Raw genomic sequence first — 21,269 nt, 5'->3', positions numbered from 1 at the left:
CGTACCTAAATTAGTTTTGTAGTATGCGATTGTGTGAGCAACAAAAAAGCGAACTGAGCAAGGCTCAATTCACTTTTTGTCTTAGTGCGCATTTGCACTGCAGGTCAGAGTATTAGAACTGATAATTCACTGCCAATTTAACGTTGCGCTCGTTACCTGGTAAGCCACCGAGGAACAAGGCTTTGCTGTAATAGCGCTCGTCCGTCAGGTTCTCAATGTTTAGCTGGATCTGGTATTTATCACCTTGGTAGCGTGCGGCTGCATCCCAGCGTGTGTAGCTATCAATAGTCGCTGTCGGGAGGCCGAAGCTGGACGAATTAACGGTGCGCTCGTCGACATAGTTGATACCAAGACTAAGCGTCAGATTATCCAAAACAGTGGCTGGCAGCTGGTAGTTGACCCACGCGCTGGCCATTTTTTCTGGTACGCCCTTTTTCTGCTCGGAGCGTTCCTGTGCACGGATCTCAATCGCATCCTGCCAGGTGGCGTTCAAGTTTAAATCAACTGACTCAGCCAGTGCCAGGTTCAGATCGATTTCTACACCTTTTGACTCATCTTCGTTGTCATAAAAATACTGCGGAACGCTAATGTTATAGTCAGAGCTCTCTGGGTTTGTGTCATTGTAAAGCGGGTTGTTATAGCGCAGGTTGGTACGGCTGGTTTCAAACCACACAATTGAGCCCAACAAATCTTCGTCCAGCGCAGTAAAGCGAATGCCTAAGTCCAGTGATTGCGATTCTGAATCCGGACGGTTAGCTTCTTTTGTCTCATCCGTTAGTGAGCCTAAAATGCTGTAAGCTGTGCGGCCTTTCGCAATGTTCACAAACGCTGACAGCTGCGGGTGTACCTGATAGTTAATTCCAAAATTATAGGTCATACCAGAGTCATCTGAATCCAGCTCTTTGCTGGCCTCTGGCGCACGGTCACTCCCTTTATGCTGATAAGCCTGCTCAATCGCAGAGTAGGCAAGGCCGGCACGCACGGTTAATTGATCTGTAAGATACAACACTTCCTGGAAGCTGATCCCATATGCATCTAACGACTTGTCATAGTTGCTGCGCAGTGACGGGTCATAATCCATGATATCTCCGGTTGCCCAGTTCGGGTTACGAATATCCAGAATATACGGGATTGCATTGTCACTGTTTCCGCCGTCGGCATCGTAAACAGACCAGCTCTTTAATGCCATTTCACGGTTTTCATAATTGACGCTGACCAGGTGCTCACCCATAACGCCACCCAGACTCCAGCCCAGCTGCAAGTCGGCAAAGTATTGCCAGGTTTGCTCCTCGGCAATCTGACGACGGTATTCCTGACGACGTGCGGCAAAGGGGTGAAGCTCATCATCAATGACTAACGGGGCACGAGGATCCTGGTTGATGATGTTTACTGGTTGTTTGTTGTATGATGTTGCGCGGTTCCAATAAACATAGTTATATGCACCAGTCTGGCGGGCAAGCTCTGAATCATAGCTGCGCCACAATAGTTGTTGCGTCAGGGTCGAATCATTGTTGATATGCCAGTCATGGCGCAGTTTAATGCGCAGCTCTTCCCCTTCGTTTGGTTTAGACAACGGCGAGATCAGGTTGCCATCCCCCAGATTGTAAGGCTTAAGACCATCTGTAGCCTGGATTGAAGCGGCAAGCTGTTCGCGTTGCTGCGCTGTGAGTTGAACGCCTAAGTAGTTTTCGCCCTTTTCATCCATTTGAGGGTCATTAGGCAGATCTGCTGCTGTTAACATGCCTGGCGTGCCACTGGTGCTATCCCAGTTCATGATTCTGACCGGATCACCAATTGAATCGACTTGCAGCGCATCATTGATATATGCGGTTGAAAGCAGTAGCTTGTGATTGTCATTGACATCAAAGCTCAGGCTGGCATAAACCTCGTCTCTGTCTGATTGCAGGTCGCGATAACCATCACTGCGCTCGTGATTCGTTACCAGGCGGTAAGCCCACTGATCATTCAGGCCACCTGTGGCATCAAACCCAATGCCATAGCTGTTCCAGCTGCCGGCTTTGGCGCTGATTTCAAAAGCCTCCTGTTGCTGAGGCTTTTTCTCAACCAGGTTGATCACACCGCCTGCAGCACCGATACCGTATAACCCGGTTGCCGGGCCTTTTAGTACTTCAATGCTCTCGACATTGGTCATAGAGCGGGTCGGGTTAAAGTTGTTGCCTAAGTCTGCACCACCGTACATGCCGTCGTAGGTGTAGTTCACACCCAGACCACGTACTGTCAGATTATCACCTATGCCATAGTTGTTGCCGGCTTGTCCCAGACCACTGACATTACGTAGCGCCTCCTGTAGCGTGGTGGCGTTTTGTGCTTTGAGCAACTCTTTATCAACAACCACAATGGCAGCAGGTGTTTGCATCAGTGCCATGTTTGACTTGGTGGCTGTGCCTGATTCCAGGATCAGCTTATTGTGTTTACCGTATACACTAATTTTTTCGATGTTTTCATCAGCGTTTTCAGCGACAGCACCTGTGCTGCCCACAGCGGCACCTAACAGGGCGATTTTAACGGCATTGGCCAATAGATTTGGTGAATTCTTTGAGCGAGAGAATTGCATTTTACACTCCATACAACTAAGGAACCCGGCTTCGGGACTGCAGAGGGAGCGCATACTAACAGTGATTTTAAATGATAACAACTCTCATTTGCGTTTAATAAATGTTGCTTGTGTGGCGAATTATTTGATCTGGTTTACTCGCTGAGAATGAATTATTGATAATTTATTAAATAAAAACAATCGGCTAAAAAAAGTACACAGCTCGGATGAGCCAGGTAGCTGTGCATAAAGGCGATAAGCGTCAACGCAATAACTGATTCTAAGGATTGCTTTCGTCGCTTTGTTCCTGATATTTCGCCTTTACCAGCGCGATGTAGTGCTGCATGTTTTTGTGCTGAGTGAGCACAAAAGGCTGAGTGAGCAGAGTAATATCACACACCCGGTCGAGTCGGAATTCACGATAATCGTTGCGCAAAAGGCAATGACCGATAATGGTCCACTTGCCACCCCAATACACCAGCCCGAGTGGCTCGATATCACGTTCACTAAAAGCGTCTTTTGCATCTTTATACTGTAACCTGACCTGGCGTTTCTGGACGACAGCTTCACGGAGTGTACTGCTAAACCTTTGATGATCTTCTGTGTGGCCAAAGCTTGCCGCCACGTAGGGAAAGTCGTCTATCTGCTGTTTAAGGTGTTCGGGCAGTGCAGCCTCAATTTTAGCCATGGCACTGCTGGCGTGTTCAGATAAGACTGGATCTGTCCAGGCACTGGCCATGCGTGTACCTAACAGCAGGGATTGCAGCTCCGCAACGGTAAACATCATGGGAGGCAAATCGCACTGGGCTATCAGATAACCAATGCCAGCTTCACCTTCGATTGGAACGCCAGAACTTTGCAGGTGCTGGATATCGCGGTAGATGGTGCGTTCTGATACATTGAGCCGTTCGGCAAGTTGCTTGGCGGTGATGGCCAGACGCCGGCTTTTAAGCAGATTAACCAGCTGAAATAATCGTTCAGACTTGTGCAAGGTGATCTCCAAAGACAAACCGGGGCGAAGCCCCGGCATTGAAAAGCCTGGTCAGGTTACTCACTGCAAGGGGTTTGTGCAACCGCCTCTGTCAGAGTTAATGACAAGCTATCTTTATCAATTAGTGCGGCAAACTGCTGACAAACCGGCTCGTGCTCGAAGGCTTCTTGCACGCGCTTGGCATCTTCGAGCGTATTCCAGTATACGATGTCAGTATAGGTTCCGCTTGGTGCATGCTTTGACACCGAGCGATACAAAAGGCCTGGCTGCTCCTGTAGATATGCCATAAACTCTTCATTCTGCTTTAAAAAATCTGCTTCAGTAACGCCGTTGGCCAATTTGAATGTTGCGATTTCGATGCTGTTAGTACTCATGTTTTTGTCTCCTTGTTTAAGTTGGTGACAGTAAAACATGGTGGTTTGTCAGGGAGTGTCAGTAGGAGGGCTTTTTACTGAGTATTAATCATAATGACCTATTCACACATTAGCTAAAAAGAAAGTGGGTATACTCTGTCTTATAAAGGAGAAGTTGACAGCCTGAGATAAACGGGTAAAAAGCCGATTGTCAGATAGCTAGCTGGAAGGCTATTGGATGTCAACTATATGCATTTTTGCGTTGTCGATTACTTAGGTTGAACTGCACAGTTGTTAGGCTATGTGAAACTTATCACGTTTTGTGAAATTCTACTTTGTTGTATTTGCACAGCTTTATTTTTGTTTATTCTAAAGTTGTGAATTGGCTTTACAGGGCAAGGTTATCGGAAAGTGTCATTTAAAGTTGATAGTTTTGTAATCATAACTAAACTTACGAGCTAAGCACTGATGTTTGACTTTGTTGTTATCAATGTGTAAAATTTGTTCGCGTGGATGTATCAAATAAATGTGATAACTCCACAGGACAAGTAACAACTACTAAAAATGGATAAAGGATATTTCCCCATGAAAAAAAGGCTAATCAAGCGTGAAAAGTTAACCCGTATTGGTAAGATGTCCGGAGTTGCTTTCTCACTTGCGCTGGTCGCTAGCATAGCTGTTGCTGGCAATGATGCTGAAGAAACTGGAGCTCAAGAAACGCAACACGCCAAAAATGGTGAACCCGCGATAGCTCCGATTAAACCAACAAGTGGTAATCCGTTTATTGGAATTTTTGGTTAAAAATCAGCGGTTTATTGTAGGTCACATGTATTAACATGTGACCTTATTAAACAAAACTTTATTCACATTCTAACGCGTCTTTCATTTTAGTATGCGCAAGGCCTTCGCTTCTGAAGAAACTACACCCTCCCATTGCGTTCCTTATTTTCATCATGATTTGTTTTACATCATGCTTTCCGTTGTATGTTCTAAGCGAGTATGCTGCTAATTCAGTCCAAGTTAGGTTGTGGTAAAACCTGACGCGCATCAATGCATTAAGTTCTTTAACTGACAAATCAGGGGCTTTTTTGCCTACTTTTTTAGCTTCATTAATATGAGCCATGGCATCTATATAGTGTTGGTCCTCTGATGTAAGGTCGTACATTATAATATTAAGCTTTGCGACGTTAAGATTCCAAATAGCAATATTTGCCTGGCCAAGTTTGTCGATCTTTAGGTTTTGATACAGATTTTTAACATTGAGGATGTTTTTTCTGATATGTTTTACGTGTTCAGTATGAGTGTCGTCGATTGAGCTGATGAGGTTCCACTTTTGTATAATTGATTGCACAGGTGTAAATTGAGAGCTTAGCTTCTGATACTGTTCGTGCTTTTCAGAGTCGGTCACTTTAGTGTAAAGGTCTTTAATTGCATCATTATCAATTACATATAATGTAAAGCCACAGAGAATAAGTACCATTAAAAGTATGAAGAGATACTTCATACTTTCTTTGCCTTTCAGAATTATTAGGTCGGACCAACCGAATTGGTTTTGATCTTGATTTCCAGGAGGTGGGCTTTCATCTCTGCGACCTGTCATACAACAATACTCCAAACAAAAAAACTAAAATTAATCAAATAATATACATTGCAGCAAAGGGTGTAATCAAGTGTTAAATATTTGGTATTTGACTCTTTGGTTGTAACTCAGGCTTTTAGTTGAAAGTTGAGCTGTTTTAGCCAGGCGTTTGACAATAAATACCACCAGTAGGAGTGCTTGTGAAACCTGTCATTTATTGTCCAGTTGATAAAGGCAAACCAGGCGTGATACTTAGCTGGCAGACTAACTCAAAGAATCTAAGAGTAAAAAATACAAGCGTCTGGGCTCTGGCGATGAAATAGGGTCTCCAATAATGATGTAATTTTTTTATTCGAGTCGTACAGTATGGCTGTTTTATATATTTGTTATTTTACATTAAGACGGTCGCCAAGCAGACAAGCCAAATTTGACTAGTAGTTCTTGTTTTTGCAACTCTTGTTTTACAGGGCTTAAAACGTTGGCCCGCTCTTTGTCCTCGGTTAGAATGAGCGCTTTTTATTGTGCGGGGAAATGTGATGGAATTAACAGCCTGGTTAAGTCTGGCGTTTATATGTTGTGTTGGGGCTATGTCTCCCGGACCAAGTCTTGCGGTTGTGTTGCGTTATAGTCTGTATCACAGTGCCCAGCATGGGATAGTGGCAAGCTTGTCTCACGGCTTAGGGGTGGGGATTTACGCCAGTTTATCTTTGCTTGGCTTGGCCAGTTTAATTGAGCAGTTTCCTTTGGTTTATCAGGGGCTGGTGTATGCTGGTGCGGCGTATCTTGCGTACATGGGATATAAGATCCTCAGTAGTAAAAGCAGTGGGGTTGAAGTCGCTAAAGAGCATGATGCAAAAAGTTATCTTGCAGCAGCAAAAGATGGCTTTGCCATCGCCTTTTTAAACCCCAAGTTGGCCATTTTTTTCCTGGCGCTGTTCTCTCAATTTATCGACCCGGAAGCACTCACACTGCAGACGGCGGTTATCATGTGTATGACGGTTCTGGTAATCGATGCGCTATGGTATTTCTTCGTGTCTGTCGTTACGGCCTCAGCCAGAGAGCGGTTTGATCTGACTGCGAAACAAGCCATCATTGATAAGCTGCTTGGTGGCGCATTTTTATTGCTTGCGGCCCGAGTTATTTACCAGACTTTCTAGCGCTTATTGCCAGCCATGTTGTCGTACATAGTTGCCGACAACAAAGACTTTTAATGTCGGGCTGGCAACCGTGTAGTGGTCGAACTTGAGTGCCAGCCGATAGTCACCGCGACTGGCAACGGAAGCTATGTCAACACGAATGAATTGAGTATTTGGCAGCATCAGGCTTGCGCCTTGCACAGCAAACAAGTCTTGATAGGCTGAGGCATTAAGCGGAAAAGTCGTGATGCACGCGCCCGTCAGAGACAACGAATCCACATGGAATGAAGCGCGCGGGAAGTTTAACATCAGCCTGACAGGCGGGTAAGGCGTAAACCGCCAGCTGCGTGGCATGCCATGCCCTTCCACGATATGGGGTAAATCATCAATAATGGACAACAGAGTTTGATGGTCTGGGTGCCATTTACTTGGGGGACTGTTGAGTGACTGGAGCACAGGCTGAGTGGGAAATTCAAGAATATTTGCGGCGCGTAAATGTGTATCCAACAGACGTTCGGTTTGAGCGTAGCTCGCTTCATGCTGAGCCAGCTCCTCTAACAAGTCACTGGTAAACGCTTCGAGCTCATTACATAAGTTAGAATGTGCCTGAAGTAAATCAAACTGAGACGTTTCAACGACCTGATGAATATAGTCCAGCTCATCTTGTGTCAAATCCATGATAGTAATCACCGCATAATTCGTAGTTTAAAAATCATACAATTTTTGTACCAGTTTTAGCTTCACTTTTGACTGATTTCTGACGCTGAAGACTCGCGGCGGTTTGTGCGAGTTTTGCAAGTTGTGCTTCTATCTCCGCACGGATACACTGCCCAAAATTAAGGCGGATATAGTTGTGATAATGAGTGGTTGTAGAAAAGGCATCACCACACAGGATATATATCTGTTCTTCTGTAAGTCGCTTCTGCAGCTGTTTGGTATCGACTCCTGGCAGTTCAAACCAAAGTACCAGCCCTCCCTGTGGGCGATTTACCTTAACCTTATCAGGTAATAACCTGGTTAGTCGCTGTATGTACTGATTGCATTGTGACGCAAGTGTGTTATTGAGCTTTTTAAGGTACCGGGCATAGTGACCCCGACTTATGTAGTCGGCCAGGGCCAGCTGGAGCGGACGATTACACCCCAAAGAGCGAATGCGGATCAGGTCGCTGTACTTCTGGTGGAAACGCCCGGGCGCACACCAGCCAAGGCGCAGCCCCGGCGCCAGCGTTTTAGAAATACTACTGCACCAGATCACCCAGCCATCCCTGTCAAAGTGTTTGATAGGTAAAGGGGTAGTGCCGGTATGACACAGCTCGCGATATACATCGTCCTCAATGATGGGAACGTGATAATCGCTGGCCATGTTCGCCAATGATGCTTTTTGCTGAGTACTGAGGCTGTGACCCGTTGGGTTTTGGAAGTTGGCGCTGAGCAGGCAGGCAGCGACCTGATGCCTGGCCATAGCATGTTCCAGCTGGACCAGATCTATGCCATCTTGATTGCTTGGGATCTCAAGTACTTGTCTCTCCATAACACTGAGCATATCAAGCAAGCCTGAATAGCAAGGAGATGGCACAGCAACGATATCTTGCTCTTTGGTGACGAGTTCCAGCGCCATTTTAACGCCATCCAGACACCCCTGAGTGATGACTAACTCATGTGCACGTATCATAAAACCCTGTGTTTTTAGGTGCTCTGATAACGCCTGCCGAAACGCTTGCTCACCCAGCGGGTCGCCATAGTTGAACAATGTATGATCGCTGCGCATCGTTCTCGCCAGCGAGGCTCGCAGTTGTTGTGAGTCTATCAGGGTTGGGTCAAGTTGTGCTGTTGCAAAGCCTGATCTGACCCGGCTGGGCGGGGTTTTGGGTAAAGTGCACGCCTTAGCATTAAACTGGGTGTATTCAATAGCAGAGCCGTGTTTTGAGTTAATGCAGGGGAAAAAACCACGTTTTGGGTCGGCCGTGATATAACCCAGAGATTCTAGGTACCGGTAGCAGGCAAGTGCGGTGGTCATGCTGACCTGATACAGCGCACTTAGTTGGCGCAAAGACGGGAGAGGCTGATCGAACTCATATTCACCGGCTTCTATGGCGGTGATGAATTGGCCGGCCAGGGTTTTGTATTTTGCTTGTTTACCCATCTGTTACCTAAAAAGTTATATTTTTTGTATCTGTACTCTTTTTTCTATCACGATAAGGTTTATGGGTAAAGTCAAAAGGAGTCATTATGCAGTCACTATCATTACCGACATTTGCTCAGATGCTTGGTGCACTTGAGCTCGAATGTCAGTCATTCAATTTGTCGCTAGATACACGGCGGGTAAGCAATCCGGGATCCATTCTGAAACGCAGAGAGCTTAGCGACGAACCTGCTGGATTTGAGGTGTTCAGGCAAATTTTTAGCACAGAAATCGCGCCACAATTATCTGCCAGTAACGGAGGGCGTTACTGGGGGTTTGTTACTGGGGGCGCAAACCCTGTGGCGACATATGCTGACTGGCTGGTCACACTATACAATCAGAATGTGTCCAAAGGGGGAGATTCGGTAGCAAGCGACGTTGAGCGTCAGGCTATCGAGTGGTTAGTATCGCTGTTTGAACTACCCGCAGGATTCGAAGGGGTTATGACCACAGGAGCCACCGCCGCTAATGTGCTCGGGGCGATGGCAGCCCGACAATATGCAGGAAGCCGACAGGGCATTGATGTGGCAAAAGCGGGCTATAAAGACTTGGACTGCACTGTGTTCTCAGCGACGCCACATGCCAGTATGGTCAAGGCGCTCGGGCTGGCTGGTCTCGGTCAGGATACCTGGGTGAAAGTAGCTTGCCAAAGTGATACCGAAGCTATGGATACGCAGGAGCTTGCGTTAAAGCTTCGCCAATGCACAAGTCCGGGAAAGGTCGTGATTGCCAGCGCAGCCACTGTCACCGGCACTGATTTTGACGATTTGGTCACGGTGGCGCAACTATGCCGTGAACATCAGGCCTGGTTGCACGTAGATGGGGCGTTTGGCATCTTCGAACGTCTTTTAACAGGCGCTGCTGGCAGAACTCAGGGCATTGAACTGGCTGACAGTATCACGCTTGATTGCCATAAATGGTTAAACGTGCCATACGACTGCGGGGTGTTTCTTACACGTCACCCACAAACCCTGTGTGCGACTTGTAATGTTGATGCGCCCTATCTGGCCAATGATGAGCAAGCGCGACCTTTCATGTCACTGGGTATCGAAAATTCGAGGCGGTTTCGAGCATTGCCTGTCTGGGCGACACTACTTGCCTATGGCAAGCAAGGCATAAAAGCGCAGATCCAACGCAATACCGCGCAGGCCAGTGCGCTGGCCAATTGGATTGCTGCATCATCAGAGTATGAGCTACTTAAGCCATGTAACCTTAATGTTGTGCTGTTTTCTGCAAGTGCTTCAAATAAGCATGATACACAGTCATTACTGGCAAAACTAAATGAGGCCGGTCAGGTCTTTATGACCCCCGGGGTTTGGCAGGGCAGGGCGGCGATCCGCTGTGCTTTTAGTAACTGGCGCACTGAGCAGGCGGATGTCGAGCTGGCTATTTCGGAGCTAGCCAGATTAGCAAAGTGAACGTAACTGAGCCATCAGATTGATGCTCAACCAATTGTAGAGGTAATACGACCCTGCTGGTTACAGGGTCGCAGTAAGGTCTGGCTATCTGCGCATATCCGCATCAAAGCGCATATATGAGCCGACGGCGTCATTCTCAGTGGCTGGATCTGGCTCCATCATCTTCAAAACAGAGACCTTCCAGCCATCGTTGAGCGTTGAGCTCGGTGAAATGACATACCCTTCGGCGCTGAGTCCAGCAGATGGGGTATTAGCCAGAAGCTCAAGCTGGCCCTGATTAACAGACCAGGTATAGGCACGGGTTTGTCCGTCTGTGACCACTTCGGCCTGCGAGTTGTTTGCATGTAGCTCGATATACATGGTCTGAGCACCGTTGATCAGCGCAAAACGCTCGTACATTAAGCTATGACTATCAAACATGGGCTGACCAGACATAGGTTTAACACGCTGGACTATGCCCAGATCGTCCCCATCTTTCCACTGGATCACATCACCGTTGAGGAACATTGCAAACATCGTGTCGCTGTCAGCAAGCTGATTAAGCTCAAACGTTAACTCAGTTTTGCCTGTGCTGGCATTGTAAGTAAAGCTACCGTAATTAATGCCAGCTTTTGCCGGGTCTTCGCTTTCAAAGTCGGCTTCAAAGAACTTATTACCAGGCATGAATGCAGTGACCCAAATCCGACTTTGATCGAGCGGATACTCAACAAATGCGCCCACTAAGGGGTTATTTGCATCTGCAAGGCGGGTTAAGGTGAAAGAAGGTTCTCCTTCAACATCTATCGTCAGGGTATTACCGTCAATCGATATGATGTGCTTGAGCTTAGAGTCAAAGCCATACGAGCCATTAGAGTCAAATATCATATCGACCGTAAACTCGCCGGTGCTTTCATTCCAGTCAGCATAGCCTACCTCCAGACCCGCCATTGCGTCAGGTGCATCATCCGATTTCAACTCCATATGTACCCATTTTCCGTCTCGGATCACCACGACAAAGTCTGGCTCGTTGGGGTCGTACCAGGCACCCGTAAGCATATCAGTCGAATAAGTCGGCACGGGTGGTGTTATCATGCTGGCTTTGTTTGCAGCCTGGCCGTTGAGGTAGTAGTTCATTTGCATGCCCTGGTCACAGTTGGTATCCAGTGGATAGTTACATACCATGACATAATCGCGGTCAAAGCCCATAAAATCACTGACGGTCACCGAACCTGACTCATCAGAGTGCAGCTTGCCTGATTTAACAGAATAAGTACCAATTTCGCTGAAGTTATTATCGCGAATGACGCGTTTAAAGGTGTCGTCGTCATTATAGTTCAGGAAGTAGTATTTTCTTTCTACCTGATTACTGTTGTTAACCATGTGGAAAGTCCGGTTATCCATCCACATATAGTCAAACTGAGACAGTGTGGATGCAGACTTCATGTATTTGATCATGTAGGTGCTACCGGGGCCCTGGTCAAATGCACTGGTGTAGCTATGGCGTACGTACCAACTGTCGTTATTCATCGAGATGACGTCATATTGGTTGCTAAAGTTAACAGAACAGTTTTCTGGCGTCGCGCCTTCAGGGCATTGGTGCACACTCTTGCCATTCATACTGTCAAAGTAGCTATTAATTGACAAGGTGCGGCCATTTGTCTCCCAGACCTGCGTATTTTTATTCAGTTGCCAATAGGTGACGCCATTGACGAAGTTATCAAAGAAATAATTCTGTGGCAGATTTGCCCCGAAGTATTGAATAAAGCGTCCCAGTACCATGGTATCGCTTAGAGTGATGCTTTGCTCGGGCATCATAATCCCGGTGCGGCGGCGATGTGTCATAGTGGCCATTTTATCCGGCGTGGTTGCTACCGCATCGTTTGTAAGTGCCCAAAACTGATAGCCATTTTGCAGCGACTTCAACATCCAGTAGGTCAGCGTTTGCGCCTCCATGGTATCGGTTTTGGCGAGCATCACAACCAGGTTATTGCCACTGATCTGCCAGCTGAAGTCTCGTTCAGTACCATCTGGTAGTGTGGATTTACCGCTTCCATCCTGATTAAACATCATTTTACTGGTTTGTGGCTGATAATACTCGTTACCAGTTTCACCGCCCATCAGGTAATACATTTGGTCAAAGTGCCAAACCCCCTGCATTTGGGCCGCTGTGGGGCTAATGGTATTGCCGCGCACAACCAGAGTAAAATCTTCTGTCTCACTGACGTCAGCATTAATCACGGTATCATCATCTGCTTTGAGTTCGTCTCGAACGCCTGTCAAACTGATGGCTTTGGCAAAACTATTGTCGTCATAAATGCTGAATGTCGCCGTTTTGTAGCGAGAATAGCAGGTGAAGTTCATACCTTCTGAATTTTTACAGCTGTGTCTTGGTGAGAAGATACCATCGCCAAAAACAATACTGACCGCGCCATTAGTGGCTTGTGTCCAGGTAATGGCCCCACTGGTGTGGTCGGTGAACGTTCCTGTACCATCGTTGTTTAACGTCATTTCTGTGAAATGGCTACGGAAATACCGCGTCGAGCCAATTAAATAGGAGCCCACGATAGAACCTTCACCATTGTCTACCAGCTTATCGTCGTTTTTGATTGCTTCTTTGGTCTTTTCAATCAGTGTCGGGTCGTCATCGTTAATAGTGTTAGTCAGCTCAGCGGTGGCTGTTTGGCTGGAGACTAGTTGAAATGTGTTGCTAACGCCCTGAGGAAGTGAAAACTTCTTACCGCCGCTACCATCGACCACTAGTTTGATCAAAGCTGACAGCGTGAGTTTTTCATTGGCATCAATGCCTACCAGAGCATTATTCAACTCGCTGGTCGTTTGTGGAGCTCCACCGACAGCGCTTGTAAGCAGAGCATATTCAGCAGTTGTGACATTGGTAATGTTGACCCCGAAGTTCTCGGTGCTATTGACGACCCCGTCACTCCCAGCCTGCTCAGTGACCGAAGTAAAGCTTTCCAGCTGAGAGTAAAACTCTACATTCTCCTGATCTGGTCCGCCATTAGCTTTAATACGGATTAGTTTGTTTACAGCTGAATCATCAACATCCAGCTGGATAGTATAAGTGCCGTCATTCCCCGCAGTGGTAGGGAAAGATTCATCACCTACGTAAACAGTTAAAGCGGCGTTTGCAATCGGCGCATCGGTGACTACACCGGTTAGGGTAACTGATCTAACTAATCGCTTTACCGTAAAGTTCTTTGTAGCAGTGGCGGTGGCGCCGTCGTCATCGGTGACGGTAACGGAAAGCACCATTGGGGTATCTTGCGTGACTTCTGGAGTGGTAAAGCTGACATCACTGGTGGTACTGCTATTCAGTGTGGCTGTCGGTCCGGAGGCGATACTCCAACTATAGCTGGCAATGTCTCCGTCACTGTCTGTGGCATTGGCCTTGAGCGAGACAAGGGTTTGCTCCAATGCTTCACTGTCGCCAGCAATACTGACTGACGGAGCTTGATTAGTTGTTGGGTTGGGGTTTGGATTTGGGTTAGGAGATGAGCCACTGTCCGATGACCCCCCACACCCAGCTGCGAGGGCTGTCAGGCAAAAAGCTGCCAGCAACAATTTTAGACTTTTCATAAACACACCTGTTCTGTTTAGCGAAACAAACTCGCACTTCCTTTGGTTATTTTGTGAGCAGGGTAAGCATAGTTTATAAGTGGCAAAAGTGAATTTAAAATCTTTGCGATTCTTAGCGATTACGAGTGGGTGTAATGTTCATATTTCTTCAGGCAGGCTGATTGTCAATCGCTTGTTATTTGGCTTCAGAAGATTTTTGTAATGATATCTCTCTGCTGGGTTGCAATGCATTGAGATGATAATAGACTAGGGCATGCTTCGTTTCGTTCTGGCTCATATTAAAGTGAGTGAGAACAGAAAAATATGACACATCACCGTGTCGCGAAACAGTAACGGAGCAGAAGAATAATAAAGTAGCCCGATATTGCCCGAACCGCTCTTTGCTCATAGTGAGTAGAGCTGGAAGAGGCATGATTGACGAGAAGTCCATGGATTTTATTCAAATTGGCGAATTTCGCCTCTATCACCAAACTAACGAACTAATTAACGGTGAGCACAGCGTCACACTGGACCCAAGACAGCTTTCGCTACTGCAATTCTTTATCGAAAATCCCAATCGTATTATTGGACGTGACGAATTACAGAATGTTATCTGGCAGGGGTCTATTGTCACTGATAACGCCATCAATAAGCTGGTCGCTAACCTGAGGAAAGCGTTTTGTGACGATCCCAAATTTCCCCAATACATACAAACCGTCCCCAAACAAGGTTATCGTTTTATCGCACCAATCGAGGCAGGCGCCGAAAGTTCCAGAGCTGCTTCTTTGCAGCCATCAAGGCAAAAACCTTCTTTGAGCTATTTTCTTATGCCAGGCTTGGTACTATTTATTGGCTTGCTCGCAGGGCTGATTTGGCAGTATGGTGGCGAACCCTCATGGCAGTATGGAGAAAGTCAGGCGATGAGCCGGGTTAGTGGCGGGAAAATGTTTCCCGTTGTATTACCAGAGTACGAACAGGTTGCATTTTTAAATATTACTGTGGAGCAGGGACGTAGTTTGTGGATAGCAAACAATGGAGCTCAAAATGATGCCTTGCCACAAATTGTTGAAACGCCAGATTACCACCTTCAGCAGCTGCTTGGCAGTCAGGGAGAGTTTTTGGTTTTCAAGGGGTATTACAAAGAGCAATGTGGTTGGTTCAAAGCACAACTTGATTTCACAACACAGCAACTAAAAGCGCCCACTGACGCCATTTATAACTGTGATCTTATTTATCACGATAGTATTTATGTTGCTGCCGAAGACCGTATATATGCGCTGGCGCATGAGCGCCGTTTTGAGCACAAAAACGATTTATACCAGCTAAGTTTCTCTGGTGAGATCAATAAATTGCCGACTATACTTGAGTCCTCCTGGCGTCTTGCGTACCTGGATGCCCACCCAGATACCCGCGTACTGCTACTGACAGCGCATACCAATGACGGAAACAGCCGGGTTATTACCTATGACCCTGATTCCAATAAGCAGGTTTTACAGCTCTCTCGCACTGGTTTAATGCATGGGGCTATCTGGGACCACGCTTACAAGGGGATCGTATTTTCATCTTCCAGCCCCCGTACCCAAATGTATCATCAGTCGTTCGATGACAAGGGGGCTACTTTACTGAGCAGCCTCAGTGACAAGATCTGTTGCAATATTGCGCGTCATAGCAATGGCGTAGACTATATCTTTACCACTTATGACAAGGACATAGAGTTACAGTGGCTGGAAACAGGCTTTATGCTGGACAACAGCAACGGACTTGACCGCTCACCTCGTCTGGCGCATACCGAAAGTGGTGTGTATTTTATTTCTGATCGCTCCGGCAGCTCCCAGGTGTATTATCAGCGTCCTCAAGAACAGGCCAGGCCGCTTCCCAGGTTGCCCGATCATGTACGCCTCAGGGATATGACGTTGTCACCAGATGATGAGTTGCTACTAATCAATCACGACAATCATGCAATGTGGTTGATCCCAACCAATGAAGCACAGCAAGGTAATACGTTGTTTTTTGATGGTTACATTTACCGTCAGAGCTGGCTGAGCAATAGTCTGTTTGCCTTGTCGGTGAAACAAAACGAATTAAAGCGCGTGCAGATATATAACCGACAGATGCAACAGATTGCACAGTTACCGCATGGCTGGATGTCAGCGATGACAGACCCCTCAATGCCCGATTTTGTTTATCTGACCAATATGGACTACGAGCTATATCGCTTTCCTTTCGCCAGCATCTTGAGTGGTCTTGAGCAGGCTCATGGTGAAAAAATCGGTCAGCTGGAGCCTTTTTCGAATCTGGAATTGGAGCAGGGAGTGGTTTATCTGATGACCAAAGAATGGCATGAGCTGGTCAGGTACAAAATCACCGATGAAGGCTTACACCCGTTATCCAGGCAAGATATTGGTGCATATATGGGGTTTGATGTGCGTGATGCTCAGGTGATTTATGGCCGAAAAGCCGCATTCAGAAGTGATGTCTATCAAACCGTTGCGAGGTAACTGCATGAGCGTTGCAGCAGGCTGACAGCGCTCATAGTTAAGGTCCACATCACCAGCGATAGGTGTAGTTTAGTTTGATGGCAGTTTCGGAGAAAACGCTTTTTTTATCGTGCCAGCCGTCCTCAAGATCATATCCTTTGTTGATGCTTAGCTGGTAAAGCTCATCCGGTGCAGGCTCGTAGCGCAACCGACTAAAGAGTGAGAAGCTGTCGGATTGAGTGTTGTGTTGCAACAGTGAGTTCCATGACCACTCGCTGTTAAAGGCGATATTCACTTTTAGTCGGGTGTTATACATGTTGCTCTTTTCGCCGGCACGCTCATAGTAGTACATATGACGGCCAAGTTGCACGTACAAATGCTTGTTTGGGCGAGTGTTAATGGTCAGACTAAAACGTTCGAGATCAGCATCAAAGAAATCCCCTTTGACGAGCCGGCCACTAACAAAAACAGGTCGGTCACTGGCCGTTTCATAATAAATGTTCCATTGATTGTAATCATACTCTCCCTCGGCAAACTGAATATTCTCACGAAACTTAAAGGGGTTTCTGAGCACTTTATTGTACATATCGTAGCTGACGGAGAAATAGTCGTGAGACCGGGTTTGTATAATTAAAGGTTGTACGAACAGCTGCTGGCCTTTTTTCTCACCTTCGGTATTTTCCCAGCGCTTATAATAGGTTCTGACCTGATAGAGGTTGAGATTGTCTCCCAGCCAGCCTGATTGCGGGCGCACCCGATAGTGACTGGTGAGATGGTAGTATTTAAGGTCAGTACGGTTCACAAAGCCCATCGCCGGATTAAAATCTTTGCCGATATAGCGATACTTGGTATCCAGATAAAATTTGTCGTTGGGCAGTTTGAATGCCAGGCCATAGGATTTTGCATCGCTATCGGCTGTCTTATTGGGGACGTCAACAGACTGATAGAAGGCATTGGCAATAAACTGCTCTTCACCAAATAGTAAATCATCAAAGCGATAGTCAATACCTGTCAGTGCCTGACTGTGATTGTCATCGGCGCTGCCATGGGTAAAAATGGCACCCAGCTGGTGGCGCTCACCAATATGTTGTTTGGCTCTGGCCACACTGAGTTGGGTTGTTTCTTCGAGATGGCCGTCACGTTCCTGATTAACGCTCATTACGCCAAGATCTGTATTACCAATCCGGCCTGTTAATTTAGTCCCCCAGTTTACATCCAGCACACCTGATTGAGGGCCCTGACCAATGCGGCGAGAATAAAAGGGCATGCCGTTGTTATCGTCATCGTCCATGCCACCAAAACGAAAAATCTGGCTATCCTGCAAGAAGAAATCGCGCTTTTCACTGTAGTACTGGCCAAACCGTGTCATGTTCATTTCAATTTCATCAACGTCTGTACCCGAAAAATCTGTATTGAGTGTAAGCTGACCGGTCAGACTCGGCGTAAACCGGTAAGTCGCATCCAGTGAGGGCTCAAAGCGATTTTCTGTTTGCGTCTCTTTGTAAGCAAGGCCGGGTTTGACTTCGATTCCCAGGCCCTGGCCTAAGTTATTGAGCCCGGAGATTGGTGCGGTTTGCGAGGCATGCCAGCCATACGAGTTTGGGTTATTGAGATTCCAGAACGATTGTACATACGGGCTGGATAGTTTGTGGCGTAGTTGTAATCCCCAGTTTTTGGCATCAGGGTCAAAAGACATAGACTGCATGGGGATTGCAATTTCAACTGTCCAGCCGTCGTCCTGTTGCTGAGTTTTGGCGTACCAGAGTGTTTTCCACTCGGCAATATACTCGGTGCCATTGACCAGGCCGTCTTCACGCACACCAGAAGGGGTAACATGAAACAGGTAGCCGTCTGACTTGTCATGGTTGGTGTCTAAGATGAGGCCAAAATAGTCTTCGTTCCAGATCCGCTCACCCTGGGTCAACACTCTGTCCGTAATGGTTTCGGCGGGTTGGGTAATTTTTGCTGCAACATAAAAGTATTGCTCATCGTAGGCAACATATGCCGTGATCGGATATCTGGGTGTCCCGCCAATGGTTGGACGGAATTCAACAAACTCTGTGATAACGCGAGCATTTTGCCACTCCGTGGCTGAGAGCTCACCATCTATGAGTGGCGCGTTGTTCAGGCGGGGGATCGCCGTTTCGCTTTGCGTAAATTGTTGCCAGGGTCGAATGTGAGCAGACGATTGTTCGGCTGTGCTACAGGCCGCATATAAAGTACACATTGCTAAGCTTAGTGCGTTCAACTTATTCATTATTTTATCCGTTTCGTAAAAAGCTAAGCTCATTGTTGTCTGAACAAGTACAAAAAGCGTGAGAAAGGCGCGAAACGAGGTGACAAAGTGAGGAAATTATGTGATTAATACATGCCTAACGTGATGAATTAAATGGTTTTAAATTTTTAGCATGTAAAAAGGATGCCTTATGTACTATCCCGCCCCCTTAACCTCAAACAGTACGATTGCTGTTACCGCCTTTTCCAGTGGTGTACCAACACCTTTACACGCTCGCCTTGACAGAGTGTTACAAGACCTGGTGCTACGTGGGTTTAAGGTGCTCGAGGGTCAGTGTTTAAGGGAGGATCAGTTGCATGTCAGCGCACCGCCAGCCCAGCGCGTTGAAGAACTTATGCGATTTTTAATGGACGATCAGGTTGATGCCATTATGGCCCCCTGGGGCGGTGAAATTGCCATGGATTTGTTGCCCTTGCTTGACTGGGAGGCGCTGCAACATGCCCGACCAAAATGGCTGATGGGGTTTTCAGATATCAGCACCGTGCTGAGTGCATTTACCAGTAAACTGGGCTGGGCTACGTGTCATTGCACTAACCTGATGCAGCTTTCACTGGCACAGCCGGATCCCTTGACCGCCAACACATTTAAGCACTTGTATACGGCATCAGGCAGTTCGTTTACGCAATATCCCGCGCCCTTTTTTGAACAAGGCTACAGCAATTATGTGCAAGACAGCGAAGCGGTATTTAATTTGACGGAGAAAAGTGCCTGGCAGCGATTACATCATGATGAACAGCTTGATGGCTCACTGTCGTTTAGCGGGCGCTTGTTGGGGGGATGCCTGGACACGCATATGCTGATGTTTGGCTCTGAGTTCTTTGATCCGCAAAGATTGCTCGACAGGCACCCGGATGACAAGCTTATCTTTTACTTTGAAAATGCCGAGCAGTCACCAACTGGCTATTACCGGGCTTTACAAAGTCTCAAATTACGCGGTGCGTTTGAACATGCTGCCGGCATCCTTATAGGCCGTAATGCCGTGTCGGGGTGTGCCGGAAAAGCGTTTGACGGAGATACCGCTGTCAAAATGGCACTAGGGGATTTGACTATTCCGGTTGTGACGGGAGTGGACGTTTCTCATATTGCTCCCAACATGGTGATGATCAATGGTGCGCTGGCTGAGGTGAGTTGCACAGGTGAACAGTGGACTCTGGTCCAGCATTTGCGATAACTGAGATCAGGGCGGGTAACTCGTCCTGAAAATCTGTGGTTAGTCGAAAATATGCCCTGTCTCGGCAAAAGGTCCTTCATTTTATTCATCTTTTAGTTTTACAGTGCGCCCGTTGGTTTATTGTTTTAGGAACAAAGGGCATGATGACAACTCGCGCATTATCGGTTTTGCTGATTTTTGTTACCACAGTTTTTAGTGCTGCTTTTATATTGCCGGTTAAGGCAGCATCAGTTGAGGCGTCAGAGCAAAGTGTGGTGATATTCTCACTGGATGGCTTTCGCTGGGATTACATTGAAAAGCATAATGCAAAGAACCTGGCTTCTTTGGCTGCACAGGGAGTCAGGGCAGAGTATCTGGAGCCTGTATACCCAACCAAGACTTTTCCCAATCATCTCTCGATTATAACCGGCTTGCTGCCGTCCAATCATGGTATTGTAGGCAACCACTTTTGTGATAAAGACCGTAACCAGTGTTATAAAATGGGGTATGGCCAGGATGACAGCTCCTGGTTAAAAGGGATCCCGCTTTGGAATTTGGCACAAATGCAGGGCCTAAAAGCGGCGACTTATTTCTGGCCTGAATCCGATGCCCGCTTCAATGGTATGACTCCCAGCTATTTTTACCACTACTCTAAGCACAGTGATTACCAGCAACGTATTGATCAAATTATTCAGTGGCTGAAATTGCCAGAGCAGACTCGCCCTCGCTTTGTTGCCGGATATTTTTCACTGGTCGATACAATGGGGCATGATTTTGGTCCCGATGCACAGCAGACCTACGAGGCGGTGCAAAAGGTGGATAAGTTAATAGGCCAGCTTGCACGGCGCATACAGCGTGAAGTAGAACAGGACGTCAACCTTATTATTGTCTCAGACCATGGCATGGCCCAGCTGGATCCTGACTTGAGTTTGCAGCTTTCTGATCTGGGCACTGATCTGAGCGACTTTATAGTAAAAAACAGTGGTACGCAGGTCTGGCTATATAAGCGACCCAATACAGATGTGAACCTGGGGGAGGTTCGAGCACAGCTGAAACGCAATGCCCGTGGTCGCTATGATGTCCTCAATGAAGATACACTCAAAAGTCGTGGTGTGACAATAGATGCAACGACGGCCGATATTGTGATAGAAACTCAGGCACCGCGCTATTTTGCATACGATGATAAAGACAAACATTATGGTACGCATGGTTTTGCTGTTACACAGGATATGCATGCGACCTTTGTTGCTGTGGGCCCGGCGTTTAAACAGGGGGTGAAGATTGGCCCAGTGAAAAACCTCGATATTTATCCTGTTGTGGCACAGATCCTGGGCCTGGATTTGCTGTCTGAGGTGGATGGCACTGGTGCATCTTTGTTGCCAGCACTGCGTCACTAGTCGCTACTCGTGGTTATCGTCTGAGTGGCACTTTATTTCTATGTGATTGCTCGGTGGAGAAGCTTCGGTGCTGTAAATATAAAAGCCCATGCCTGACAGGCTACCTGGTAGCTGAATAATGCCAGAGTTACTCACAAGATAGTCACAAAATCTGTGGGTAATAAAGATATTGACTATAAAAACA

14 protein-coding genes are annotated in these 21,269 nt (G+C 47.0%); 6 read left to right on the top strand and 8 right to left on the bottom strand.

What is annotated here, in order from left to right; translation table 11 throughout:
- Window positions 1-112: 112 nt before the first annotated feature.
- From CWB98_RS03655 to CWB98_RS03645, 3 genes are all read right to left on the bottom strand, one after another.
- Window positions 113-2,575, bottom strand: a complete 2,463-nt coding sequence (locus CWB98_RS03655) for a TonB-dependent receptor (RefSeq protein WP_138543595.1) — start codon at window positions 2,573-2,575, stop codon at window positions 113-115.
- A 259-nt stretch (window positions 2,576-2,834) separates the two neighbouring features.
- The gene (locus CWB98_RS03650; protein WP_249364594.1) at window positions 2,835-3,584 is read right to left on the bottom strand and encodes a helix-turn-helix transcriptional regulator; all 750 of its coding nucleotides are present in this window, start codon (window positions 3,582-3,584) and stop codon (window positions 2,835-2,837) included.
- Window positions 3,585-3,601: 17 nt separating this feature from the next.
- A complete protein-coding gene (locus CWB98_RS03645) occupies window positions 3,602-3,919 on the bottom strand; it encodes an antibiotic biosynthesis monooxygenase family protein (protein WP_138543594.1) in 318 nt (105 codons plus the stop codon).
- Between the two features lie 564 nt (window positions 3,920-4,483).
- Between CWB98_RS03645 and CWB98_RS03640 the strand changes: the two genes are divergently transcribed.
- Complete coding sequence (locus CWB98_RS03640) at window positions 4,484-4,699, top strand: hypothetical protein (RefSeq protein WP_138543593.1); 216 nt, start codon at window positions 4,484-4,486, stop codon at window positions 4,697-4,699.
- Between the two features lie 58 nt (window positions 4,700-4,757).
- On the opposite strand, the gene CWB98_RS03635 is transcribed toward CWB98_RS03640, so the two are convergent.
- Window positions 4,758-5,498 (bottom strand): hypothetical protein, encoded by a 741-nt coding sequence (locus tag CWB98_RS03635; protein ID WP_138543592.1) that lies wholly within the window; start codon window positions 5,496-5,498, stop codon window positions 4,758-4,760.
- Between the two features lie 515 nt (window positions 5,499-6,013).
- Between CWB98_RS03635 and CWB98_RS03630 the strand changes: the two genes are divergently transcribed.
- Window positions 6,014-6,634: a LysE family translocator gene (locus CWB98_RS03630; protein WP_138543591.1), complete on the top strand. Its 621-nt coding sequence runs from the start codon at window positions 6,014-6,016 to the stop codon at window positions 6,632-6,634.
- Window positions 6,635-6,637: 3 nt separating this feature from the next.
- Here the strand turns inward: CWB98_RS03630 and CWB98_RS03625 are convergent, their stop codons facing one another.
- Window positions 6,638-7,291, bottom strand: a complete 654-nt coding sequence (locus tag CWB98_RS03625) for a hypothetical protein (RefSeq protein ID WP_138543590.1) — start codon at window positions 7,289-7,291, stop codon at window positions 6,638-6,640.
- Window positions 7,292-7,325: 34 nt separating this feature from the next.
- Window positions 7,326-8,756: a PLP-dependent aminotransferase family protein gene (locus tag CWB98_RS03620; protein WP_138543589.1), complete on the bottom strand. Its 1,431-nt coding sequence runs from the start codon at window positions 8,754-8,756 to the stop codon at window positions 7,326-7,328.
- Between the two features lie 86 nt (window positions 8,757-8,842).
- Between CWB98_RS03620 and CWB98_RS03615 the strand changes: the two genes are divergently transcribed.
- On the top strand, window positions 8,843-10,213 hold the full coding sequence (locus CWB98_RS03615) for a pyridoxal phosphate-dependent decarboxylase family protein (RefSeq protein WP_138543588.1): 1,371 nt from the start codon (window positions 8,843-8,845) through the stop codon (window positions 10,211-10,213).
- Window positions 10,214-10,297: 84 nt separating this feature from the next.
- Here CWB98_RS03615 and CWB98_RS03610 read toward each other — a convergent pair whose 3' ends face one another.
- The gene (locus CWB98_RS03610) at window positions 10,298-13,786 is read right to left on the bottom strand and encodes a PKD domain-containing protein (protein WP_138543587.1); all 3,489 of its coding nucleotides are present in this window, start codon (window positions 13,784-13,786) and stop codon (window positions 10,298-10,300) included.
- 410 nt (window positions 13,787-14,196) lie between these two features.
- Here CWB98_RS03610 and CWB98_RS03605 point away from each other — a divergent pair, with 410 nt between their 5' ends.
- Complete coding sequence (locus CWB98_RS03605; protein ID WP_138543586.1) at window positions 14,197-16,263, top strand: winged helix-turn-helix domain-containing protein; 2,067 nt, start codon at window positions 14,197-14,199, stop codon at window positions 16,261-16,263.
- A 49-nt stretch (window positions 16,264-16,312) separates the two neighbouring features.
- Here CWB98_RS03605 and CWB98_RS03600 read toward each other — a convergent pair whose 3' ends face one another.
- Complete coding sequence (locus CWB98_RS03600; protein ID WP_138543585.1) at window positions 16,313-18,499, bottom strand: carbohydrate binding family 9 domain-containing protein; 2,187 nt, start codon at window positions 18,497-18,499, stop codon at window positions 16,313-16,315.
- A gap of 169 nt (window positions 18,500-18,668) precedes the next feature.
- On the opposite strand from CWB98_RS03600, the gene CWB98_RS03595 reads away from it, so the two are divergent.
- Together CWB98_RS03595 and CWB98_RS03590 are read left to right on the top strand one after the other, a co-directional pair.
- Window positions 18,669-19,709 (top strand): S66 family peptidase, encoded by a 1,041-nt coding sequence (locus CWB98_RS03595; protein ID WP_138543584.1) that lies wholly within the window; start codon window positions 18,669-18,671, stop codon window positions 19,707-19,709.
- A gap of 143 nt (window positions 19,710-19,852) precedes the next feature.
- Window positions 19,853-21,085 carry an ectonucleotide pyrophosphatase/phosphodiesterase gene (locus CWB98_RS03590; protein WP_138543639.1) on the top strand — a complete coding sequence of 411 codons (1,233 nt, stop codon included), beginning with the start codon at window positions 19,853-19,855 and terminating at the stop codon, window positions 21,083-21,085.
- Window positions 21,086-21,269 lie beyond the last annotated feature (184 nt).

The organism is Pseudoalteromonas rubra, assembly GCF_005887115.1.
Lineage (GTDB): Bacteria > Pseudomonadota > Gammaproteobacteria > Enterobacterales > Alteromonadaceae > Pseudoalteromonas > Pseudoalteromonas rubra_F.
The sequence above is the reverse complement of the archived record's forward strand: the minus strand, read 5'-3'. Positions and strand labels throughout refer to the sequence as shown.